The sequence below is a fragment of the Kitasatospora sp. MBT63 genome, assembly GCF_000710465.2.
In the GTDB taxonomy this organism is placed as follows: domain Bacteria; phylum Actinomycetota; class Actinomycetes; order Streptomycetales; family Streptomycetaceae; genus Kitasatospora.
The window spans coordinates 1-7,278 of the sequence record NZ_JAIZ01000379.1 but is presented as its reverse complement, the minus strand read 5'-3'; the positions used below and the strand labels follow the sequence as shown (position 1 = coordinate 7,278).

Annotated in this window: 8 protein-coding genes; 4 read left to right on the top strand and 4 right to left on the bottom strand. The window is 68.7% G+C overall.

What is annotated here, in order from left to right:
• Positions 1-263 precede the first annotated feature (263 nt).
• Together AA75_RS22195 and AA75_RS49605 are read right to left on the bottom strand one after the other, a co-directional pair.
• The gene (locus tag AA75_RS22195; protein WP_033821926.1) at positions 264-749 is read right to left on the bottom strand and encodes a hypothetical protein; all 486 of its coding nucleotides are present in this window, start codon (positions 747-749) and stop codon (positions 264-266) included.
• Positions 746-1,393: a helix-turn-helix domain-containing protein gene (locus AA75_RS49605; RefSeq protein ID WP_051813041.1), complete on the bottom strand. Its 648-nt coding sequence runs from the start codon at positions 1,391-1,393 to the stop codon at positions 746-748. The genes AA75_RS22195 and AA75_RS49605 overlap by 4 nt, the downstream gene beginning before the upstream one ends.
• Positions 1,394-2,051: 658 nt before the next feature.
• Here AA75_RS49605 and AA75_RS22185 point away from each other — a divergent pair.
• From AA75_RS22185 to AA75_RS22170, 4 genes are all read left to right on the top strand, one after another.
• Entirely contained in the window at positions 2,052-2,231 is a 180-nt protein-coding gene (locus tag AA75_RS22185) for a hypothetical protein (protein ID WP_033821925.1), read from the top strand.
• A gap of 833 nt (positions 2,232-3,064) precedes the next feature.
• Positions 3,065-3,610: a helix-turn-helix domain-containing protein gene (locus AA75_RS22180; protein ID WP_051813038.1), complete on the top strand. Its 546-nt coding sequence runs from the start codon at positions 3,065-3,067 to the stop codon at positions 3,608-3,610.
• Between the two features lie 18 nt (positions 3,611-3,628).
• Entirely contained in the window at positions 3,629-3,937 is a 309-nt protein-coding gene (locus AA75_RS22175) for a MarR family transcriptional regulator (RefSeq protein WP_033821924.1), read from the top strand.
• Positions 3,938-4,052: 115 nt separating this feature from the next.
• On the top strand, positions 4,053-4,799 hold the full coding sequence (locus AA75_RS22170) for a DUF5131 family protein (protein ID WP_033821923.1): 747 nt from the start codon (positions 4,053-4,055) through the stop codon (positions 4,797-4,799).
• On the opposite strand, the gene tcmP is transcribed toward AA75_RS22170, so the two are convergent.
• Positions 4,800-5,924 carry a three-Cys-motif partner protein TcmP gene (gene tcmP / locus AA75_RS45855; RefSeq protein ID WP_051813035.1) on the bottom strand — a complete coding sequence of 375 codons (1,125 nt, stop codon included), beginning with the start codon at positions 5,922-5,924 and terminating at the stop codon, positions 4,800-4,802.
• Positions 5,925-6,388: 464 nt separating this feature from the next.
• The gene (locus AA75_RS22160; protein ID WP_149038300.1) at positions 6,389-7,264 is read right to left on the bottom strand and encodes a transposase; all 876 of its coding nucleotides are present in this window, start codon (positions 7,262-7,264) and stop codon (positions 6,389-6,391) included.
• Positions 7,265-7,278: the final 14 nt, after the last annotated feature.

Genomic DNA, 7,278 nt, shown 5'->3' with positions numbered 1-7,278 from the left:
GAACGGGTGGAACCCGTACACCACTTCCCTGGACGTAACCTGCCGCGGAATGGCCCGTCGTCGCAGGAGGCGCCGGACGGGGTTGTTGTCGGCGGCGGAGTGAACCAGCTGCAGCACGGTCTGATTGAACCTGACACGGCTGACATCGTCAGGCGACTCGGGAAGTACCCGAGCTGGCTGATCCGGTCACTTGTTCCGAAAGACACGAGGAGCCTCGGCGTTTCCTCCTCCCAGGGGCCGCTCGCATCTCGTAGTGGGTGAGGTCAGTCAGCGCTTGGCACGGCCTTCAGCCGGGGCCGGCTGATGTCGGCAACCTTGCTGCGCCGCTCGGCCTTGCGAGCCTTCTCCTCCTGGTGTTGGGCCAGCCTGCGCTCGTACTCGTCCTCGAAGTCGCCCTCGTCCAGCCGCATCCCAGCCGGCAGCGCCCGCATGGCCTGCTGCTGCTCCTTGGGCGTGTTGAACGCTGCGATGGCGGGGTGGAGCTGGAAGCGGCCGCGGCGCACTACGGTGACCAACCGGGCGGCCACCAGGTAGGGCATGGCGCGGCTGATCTGGTCGCGCCCCATCGCAAGCCCGGAGCCGAGCTCGTCGTGGGTGGCCGCGACCAGGCCGCCGGGCTCCTGCTCGGTCATCAGGTGCAGCAGCAGGGTGTAGGCGGTGGGAGGCAGCCGCGGCACGTAGGCCAGGCCGTTGAAGCTGCCCCACAGCGGACGACGCGAGACCCACTCCTCGGCGGTGGTGACGCTCATGACTTCTTCCCTTCGAGGTTAGGCTTGCGCGGTTCCAGCTTCGCACCCGGCTGCGCCATCGCCTTGAACGCTTCAGGTGCGTCCGGATCCTCCAGGATCTCGCGCAGTAGATCCAGCTGCTCCACGCGCTCGCCCTTACCCGCTACAGCCGCGCGCTTGCCCTTCTGGGGCTTCTTCAGGCCCCCTCGAAGGCTCGCAGCCGGGTTGAGCTGGTACAGGCCCCTGCGCAGGCTCCGCAGCGCCCCGTCGGCCTCCAGGACCTTGAAGACCCGGGTGATGTGCGACCGGCTGTACTCGAGGTGCTTCGCGATGTCCTCGTGCGTCGTCTCGACGAGGCCGCCGGGTTCTTGGCAGCCCATCAGGGTGAGGAGCACGACCAGGACGAACCGGTCACTGTCGTACCGCCTGGCAGCCCAGCGCATGAACTCCAGCGAGTCCATGCTGAACTCCTGGCCCACGAACCCGGTGCTGGTCGGCAGTGGGAAGACCTGGGCGGCGTGGCCGGGAGGCAGCTCAACGGTGCTGGAGCTCGGGATTCGGCTGTACGAAGTGGGCGGCGGCTTGGGACGGCGGCGCCGGGTTCGCGCCGGCTGCGGCTCCGGCAACCGGGCAGCGGAGCTGCCGTCCGTGGACCCTGCGCTCATGCCGTGGCTCTCCTTGATCGGGTTGGACGTCAGCATCTTGGCACGACCGTGGCAGTACAGCCACGCATTGGTGGCAGGACACGCACGAAAGTCACCGCAATGTCAGCCCAGGACTGACGAAGCGACGGCGCCAGGAACACGATCACCGACGACGCCTGTGGATAAGTTCTGCTGACCCACGCGACCAGTTCCGTGGCAGTACTGCCACCAAAGGACCGCGATCCGTCAGCACCACCTGACTCAGGCACCCCAGATATGTCAGTCCTGGGCTGACATTCAGGACTTCTGGCAAGCCTCTGACCTGCAACGATGCCGGGGCCTAGCTCTTAGAACGTGCGCGCGCGTGATATCGGTGAGCAACCGTCAACGCAAGCACCGACACGCCGTCACCGTGACGCGAGGCCAGCCGCCCCTAACGGGGCGCCACCGGCCAGTGCGGCGCCCCACGCGGCATACCCCCGCCTCTGGATGCCGGAACCCGCCGACACTTGCTGGAGCGCCGCCGCCGACATCCTGGCCCGTGCCACAACATCGGCCTGCCGGCCGATCCGGCAGTAGCCGCGCCCGCTTCGCTGCGCCCGGCCGGACGGCGGGTCGAGCTGCCCTTCCGACGGACGTGCTGGGCTTCCAGCCGCGCGGGAGCCCCGGCGGGGTCTCCATGCCCGGCGACGTCGCCCGCCGCCTCTACGAGGCCCGCGACGCCGGAGCCACCCAGGCCCAGCAGGAGAAGCTGCTTGCCGAGGCCCTGCGCGACCACTACTTCAAGGACGGCGACCGCCGCGCCACCGGCCTCGACGTCGAGCTGAACGACATCGCCTGGATGGACCTGGAGCTGTAGACGCCCCCGAGCACCCCGCCCGCACCCCTGTGTGTCGCCGAAACAACAGGTCCCGGCCGCTGAAAAGCAGCCGGGACCCGAGAACCCGGACGGGTAGTCGATGCGGGGGTTGGCTGGGCTGCCTACCGAACAGGCCTGCGCCGAGCACCACGGCCTGCCTGCTTCGAGCGGGTGCCGACGTCACCACCCACCTGACGAAGACCTTGTTGCCCACCTTCACGACCTCGGAGTAGTGGCCGGGGTCGCCCCGGTTGCCCGCACCAACCGCCGAACCGGCAGCACCAGCGGCGGTAGAGCACAGGCGCCAGCTGCTGGACTTCGTAGGCATGGAAAGGGCCCCCTGGGGCCCGGTTCCGGCGGCAGCCGGAATTCCGTGACTGGCGCCGTGACCTTCATCGGCCCCGGCCGACGGGCCGACGTGGGTGCTCAGCCCGGGCGGCGGCAGCGGCAGGGGCAGTTGGCCGCCGGAGGCCACCTGGGGTGCGCGCACCGAGGGGGATGCGTATCCACTGCCCTGTTGTCTGCCGCGCGGTTTTGCCGAGTGCCGTGCGTGCTCACTTACCTCAGCCATCAGAGTGGAGAGATCCACATAGCGGACCTGACCTGCGGAAATGATGGTTCTTGATCCGATCCTGGGACCGGATGACCCGATCGGGGAGTCGGATCACATGTCCCTCGGGTACATGTACGGGACACGAAGGTGAGTCGATTCCAGGATCGGATTACCTTGCCGTTGAGTACATGTAGGGTGAGTGCAAGCGATCCGATCCTCGGGTCGCATCACCTGTACGTAGCATCAACGCCGCACGTCGCACGAGGAACGGAGCAGCCAGATGGCTCACCGGCCGACCCGGCTCATCTATGCCGACACCGGCGAGCCCGTTCCTCAGGCCGATTTCGGGTACGGCGGGGCGTACGGGACGTTCAGCCTGGTCCGGTTCGTGTCGCTGTGTGCCCGTGAGTCCGGGCGCACGGATGCGGAGATCCGTGTGATCACTTGGTACTGCGGGGCGACGCTTCTCAAGCCCGAGCTGGTGAACCGGACTGTTGCGGACATCGGCAGGGGGCTCGGGTTCTCCCCGGACGCGCTCAGCCGGATGATCCGCAAGCTGGTGAAGGACCGTCTGCTGCGCAAGTCCGGCAGTGTCGGCCGCAGCCCTTTCTACGAGATCACGCCCTACCTGGTGTTCCGGGGCTCCGGGTACGAGCACCGTGAGGCGCTCAAGGGCTGGAATCCGCCCCACATCAAGGGTCTGACGCAGGAGCCGGAGGCATACCTGCTGGTCACGCCGGCCGAGGACGACAACGTGGAGCCGGCGAACTTCCTCACCCACATCCACTCCGCTGCCCGGACGGCCCGGGCCGCGCGCGGTGCCTGAGCCGAGGAGAATGCAATTGTGAGCGACACCCGTGACGATGTGCGTGCCCTGGTCGGCCGGACCAAGGACCTGAGTCCCAACCAGCGGCTGCTGCTGGCCTTCTACGCGACCCTGCCGGCCGGCCGAGCGGGCACGCAGCAGACCGGGCAGGCTCTGGCCGAGGAGATGGGCTGGGCGCCGACCTTCTTCTCCCGGGTCCGCAAGGAACTCGTGGAGGCCGGCTGGCTGGAGGAGTACGACCGGTTCAACAACATCCGGTACTTCCACCTCACCAACCAGGCGCTCGGCCGCCGTCCCAAGGTCGTTCGGCTGCGTCACGTGGGCTGACGGGCATGAGCGCCTGACGGAGGGACACGGCGGGCAGTGCCTGCTGTCGCACGCGTTCGTTGAAATCTGAAGACCGTGGGCGTCGTGGCGGCTGCGGCGTAGGGAGAGGTGCCAGGTGGGCGACCGCAGTGCGATCGAGTGGACCGAGGCGACGTGGAACCCGACGACCGGGTGCGACCGGGTGTCCGCCGGCTGCGACAACTGCTACGCACTGACCCTTGCCAAGCGGCTCAAGGCCATGGGCGCGGCGAAGTACCAGGTCGACGGTGATCCGCGGACTTCCGGGCCCGGATTCGGGCTTACGGTCCACCCCGATGCGCTGAAGGTGCCCTACGGCTGGAAAAGCCCGCGCACGGTGTTCGTGAACTCGATGTCGGACCTGTTCCATGCCAGGGTCCCGCTGGACTTCGTCCGCGAGGTGTTCGCGGTCATGGCGGACACCCCGCAGCACACCTACCAGGTGCTGACGAAGCGGGCGCGGCGGCTGCGGCAGGTCGCCGACCGGCTGGAGTGGCCGCCCAACGTGTGGATGGGTGTGTCGGTGGAAGACGGCGCGCACCTCGCCCGGGTGGACGACCTGCGCCAAGTGCCCGCGGCGGTGCGCTTCCTGTCCTGCGAGCCGCTGCTGGGCCCGCTGAGCGGCCTGAACCTTGCGGGGATCGACTGGGTGATCGCTGGCGGTGAGTCCGGGCACGGCCACCGGCCGATGGACGAGGCGTGGGTGGTGGAGATCCGGGACGCCTGCGAGGAGGCCGGCGTCGCCTTCTTCTTCAAGCAGTGGGGCGGCCGCACGCCAAAGGCCGGCGGCCGCACCCTGCAGGGCCGCACCTGGGAGCAGATGCCGCTGCCGGCCGCGGTGTGATCACCGCGCGGGTTCCACGATCAGGTCGCGGATCTTCTCCTTGTTCCTGCTGACGCCGGTGCTGGGGGTTCGGCCCTGCTCATGGAGGTGCTTGACCGCGGCGCGGGCAGCGACTTCGGTGACCTGGCCGTAGTAGTCGCCGAAGACGTCCGCGGTGTGGTCGACCAGTTTGATCGGCCGGCGGTGGCGCCGCAGGAGCTGCTCCAGGTTGTCTGCGATGGCCGGGATCGCCGCAGCGGTGAGCGCGCGTGCATCAGGGCGGATCAGCGACGTCGTCGAGAACAGGGCGTCGGGTTCGTGCTTCTCCTCCTCCACCTCCAGCTCCTGCCACCACTGGTCCCGAGCCCGCGCGGCCGCGTCGCCGAACACCCACAGCCCGTGCTCGCGCCAGGTGCCGTAGACCAGGTGGTAGACGGGCTTGTGGTGGGGGGCCTTGGCCACCGGGATGGAGCGGACCAGCATGCCGGTCGCTTCCTCCAGGCGCCGTGCGTACTCGGCGGCGACGGCCTCGTCCGCGCCCGGGGCGACGTCCTGCCCGGCCGGGAAGAAGTCCCGCCACCAGCGGCCACCGCAGACCTCGTCGAACCGCTCCGAGGACGCCTCGACGCCCTTGGCGGACCGGGCATTGCCGCCCAGACGCCGGACGGCGACCATGCTGAAGTTCATCAGGAACTCGGTCGGTGGCCAGCGCTTGGCGGTCCTGCGCGCGGCCAGGGCCTGGGTGAGACGGTCCCAGGGCAGGCCCAGACCGCAGGGGTCAAGGAAGAGGAACAGTGGCAGGCCTGCCGCCGCTTCCAGCACCTCATCCATGACCCCGCCGACGCTGCCGTGGTGCACCCGGGCGTCCACGCCCTGTTTCTGGTAGATGCCGGCGATCTCCCTCAGGCGCGTGACCGACTTCAGTTCCCGCTCGGTGAAGAAACAGGTCCACCGAAGCCCGTGCTGGGACAGGTGCTTGGAAGCTACCCGCATGGCGATCTCCGCGGACCCAGGCAGGCCGCTCTCGTAGCGGCCCTCGCCCGCGTACCCGTCCAGGTACACCACCCGGCCGTCACGCGAGCCCGTCATCCCCCCGAACTGCGGGATGTAGCGCCCCAGCAGACTGTGCTTCAGCGTGCTCGGCAACGCCCTGTCCGACCAGTACGCACCGCTCGTCCCTGCAGACAACGCCGCCCCCTTCGTGGTCGTAGTCTTTCGATCACTGATGGTGAAGGCTTGGCTGGTGGAGCGTAAAGGGCGCGAAGGAAGCAATCTCCTTAAGTATACGAATGGTTACAAGGAGTGACCTTGCCTTCTGGGTGGCCTCCAGGTGACCCATCCCGGCTGCGCTCGCTGCCGGGGCCAGCTGCCGACCGTGCGGATTGCCGCCGTCCCCGAGGACCTGCCCCGCCCCGTGCCGCACTGGCCTCGGCACCCGGCGGCGGCGTGCCGCTTTGGGTGGGTGGACAGTTGCTTTCATAGGGGGCTGGACCGTTGGGTCCAGCGGGTGCTGGAGGGTTGGACTGCGGGTTGCACCGTGAGTTGCAGCGCTCCCCTTCCGGGGCTGTGCGTTTGCCCAGGCCAGCGACCCTGTTGCCCATTCGATTCGGTTATGCGGCGAGGGTGAGTTCGAGGCGGGCGAGGTGGCTGGTTCGGCGGCGGTCGAGAGGTTTGCCGTGCCACCAGGCATGCAGCCGGATGAGGTTGAGGGCGACGGCACTGTAGACGTGTTCGAGGTGGGTCCTGGCCAGGCCGCGGTAACGTGCTCGCCGGCTGCCGGTGACTGCGACCGCTTGGCGGATGGTTCCTTCGACGCCGGAGCGCAGGGCGTAGTCCTTCTGCCAGTCGCGTCCCGCTTGTTCGGCGCGGGCGGTACGCAGGGCGTCGGTCATCGTCTTCGGGTGCAGGGTCAGCTGCCGGTAGCCGGCCTTGCCGGTGGTGCACTGCGCGCGGGCGGGGCAGGGGCCGCAGGTGGAGCGGGTGAACTTCACCACGGTCATCGGCCGGCCGTGCTGCAGGCAGGGGCTCCAGGAGGAGCTGGTCTGGCCGAGTGGGCAGGTGACCTGCTGGTATTTCCAGTCGATGGTGAAGTTGGCGGCGTCGAAGCCGGCCTTCTCGCGGGCCTGGCGTGACTGGTCGAGCAGGACCGGGGTGATCAGCGCGACGCCGCGCGTGCGGGCGGTGACGATGGCGTCCGCGCCGGCGTATCCGGAGTCGAGGTAGTGCTCGCCGGGCAGCACGCCGCGCCGGTGCTGGCGGCGGTGGATGGGCTCGAGAGCCTTGACGTCGGGGACGGTGGAGGCGGTGGTGGCGACATCGGTGATCAGGTTCGGGACGGTGCGCTGGCCCTCGGCCGCGGCGGTGCAGGTCTCCGTGACGTGCAGCTTGAACCCGTTCCAGAACATGTCGCCCTTCGCCGACCAGCGGGTATCGGTGTCGTACGGGGAGGCGATGCGTAGGTGAGGTGACCCCTGGAGTGTGGACACAGGGGTTTCATGCC

Bases quoted from the DNA above. Each gene is read 5' to 3' on its own strand.
- AA75_RS22195 (WP_033821926.1), bottom strand. From the start codon at position 749: ATGAGCGTCACCACCGCCGAGGAGTGGGTCTCGCGTCGTCCGCTGTGG.
- AA75_RS49605 (WP_051813041.1), bottom strand. From the start codon at position 1,393: ATGAGCGCAGGGTCCACGGACGGCAGCTCCGCTGCCCGGTTGCCGGAG.
- AA75_RS22185 (WP_033821925.1), top strand. From the start codon at position 2,052: ATGCCCGGCGACGTCGCCCGCCGCCTCTACGAGGCCCGCGACGCCGGA.
- AA75_RS22180 (WP_051813038.1), top strand. From the start codon at position 3,065: ATGGCTCACCGGCCGACCCGGCTCATCTATGCCGACACCGGCGAGCCC.